We start from the raw sequence: 1,918 nt of genomic DNA on the forward strand, positions 1-1,918 counted from the left end.
CGGCCACCGGTTCCCGGCAGCAATCCTTAGTCTCGCGGTTCGGTGGTATTTCAAATTCGGCGCGGGCTTCGCAGATCGCGTCAAAGCTGCCCGCCGCAAGCCTGGGCGCATATGGCATCTGGACGAAGTCTTCGTTACGTTGCGCGGTGAGCCTTATCTGCTCTGGCGGGCAGTCGACCAGCACGGCGCCGAACTCGACATCCTGCTGCAGAAACATCGCGATAAGGCCGCAGCAAAGCGCTTCTTCAACCGCGTGCTGGCCGCCTGTGCCAACGCGCCACGAAGGATTGTCACCGATCAGTTGCGCAGCTATCCGGCCGCGAAGGCCGAAATTCCCGAACTGGCAAACATCAAACACGTCTTCGTCAAAGCCAGTGCCCGGGTGAACAACCTTGCCGAAAACAGCCATCAACCTACGCGTGAGCGCGAACGCCGGATGCGTGGTTTCCGCGAGCCTGGTCGCACACAAGCATTCTTATCGGGCTTCGGACCGATTCGCCAGCACTTCGCGCTCAAGCGACATTTACTGCGTGCCTCACGCTATCGCAAACAGCTCGCCGCACGCTTTGCCGGGTGGCATCGCTTCACTGGGCTCACCCAGGATCCGTCCAATTTCTGAGCAAATCTACCTCCTGTTCGCTCTTGCGCCTCGTATAACTTAACGTGACAACGCCCTCGCCACGACTGACCGGCTTTCAAGGCCAGGCGATTCCAGTGTTTGACGAATTCCGGCGTGAAGCGCGCTGGACCCAGCGCATGGTCGTGCGCCATCGACAGACCGCGCTCGGCGATCACATTTCCGTGAGGTCCCAAAAGCTGAGCTTGTAACACAGGTACCAGCGCACATAGAGGACAATAACCTCGCGATCGAAGTGGCGCCCGTTGAACAATCCGTCAATGTCTTTCAGCTTACCCATTGGCTCGTGCTCGTCAAAATCCCGGGCGTAACAGACCAGCGCATCCAAATTGCACCACTACCGGATTCAGAATATGTTTTCCGAACAGGAGTTGTCCATGAAATTCGCGGTCCTGACGCACAGTGGTTCGCTGTTCCAGTTGGTGAATGAAAATTTCATGGACGATGCAGTCAGGTGCCAGCTGTTCCACGATGACGTTTCGCTGTCAAGGGCCATGTATCGCGAGGACTTCTGCGCGATCTTCATCGACCTTGGTTGCCTGGACAGCAACAGCGCCGTACTGGAGCGTCGCCGATGTTACGCGGACCGTCGCGCGCCATTGATCGTCGTGGGCACCTTCAATGACCGCGCGAGCATTGAAATGGCCTATGCAGCGGGCGCGGACGAAGTTGTCATCGCGCCGTATACAGGTCCTGAACTGGCCGCACGCACATACCAGACGCTGCGCCGCTTTGGCCAGGGGACGACGCCGCTTGACGACGATAGCGTGACCGTGGGCGCTTATACCCTTGAACGACGTACGGCATCGATCCTGGTGGGCGATGAATCCGTGCGGCTGACGTCGCGCGAATTCGCCATTGCGTGGATGCTGTTCTCGCACGCAGGCGAATATGTGAGCCGCAGCCAGATTGCCGCGGCCGTGTGGGGCAGTACCGAGGATATCGTCGGTCGCACGCTTGAGCAGCACATCTACAAACTGCGCAAGAAATTAGGCCTCAACGGGTTGCTTGGCGTGCAGCTGCGCACTATGTACGCGCATGGTTACCGGATCGAACTTGCCGGTGCTCAAGCCGATGCAACCCGCACAAGCGCCGTGTCGCAGGACGCCGAGGTTGCGGACATGGGTTCCTGACAGCCACGAGGAGCGGCCGATTGAGGCTGACCCGGTTCGACGGACGGATTTGCAGCCAGCGATTTGATGCGATCTAACCTCCGCTGAGTGTTGAGTCGCGGGTTGTCCACGGGCGGGCGGCGGGTCGCCTCTCACGACCATGACGCTG

2 protein-coding genes and 1 pseudogene are annotated in these 1,918 nt (G+C 59.3%); 2 read left to right on the top strand and 1 reads right to left on the bottom strand.

Features of this window, described 5'->3' with window-relative positions:
* Positions 1-619, top strand: a 619-nt coding sequence (locus AB4Y42_RS43850; RefSeq protein ID WP_368692861.1) for an IS6 family transposase, incomplete at its 5' end; no start/stop codon positions are given.
* Positions 620-756: 137 nt separating this feature from the next.
* Here the strand turns inward: AB4Y42_RS43850 and AB4Y42_RS43855 are convergent.
* Positions 757-917, bottom strand: a pseudogene (locus tag AB4Y42_RS43855) (IS6 family transposase); the annotation flags it as partial.
* A 97-nt stretch (positions 918-1,014) separates the two neighbouring features.
* Here AB4Y42_RS43855 and AB4Y42_RS43860 point away from each other — a divergent pair.
* Complete coding sequence (locus tag AB4Y42_RS43860; RefSeq protein ID WP_368692860.1) at positions 1,015-1,770, top strand: winged helix-turn-helix domain-containing protein; 756 nt, start codon at positions 1,015-1,017, stop codon at positions 1,768-1,770.
* Positions 1,771-1,918 lie beyond the last annotated feature (148 nt).

Source organism: Paraburkholderia sp. EG286B (genome assembly GCF_040965655.1).
GTDB lineage: Bacteria > Pseudomonadota > Gammaproteobacteria > Burkholderiales > Burkholderiaceae > Paraburkholderia.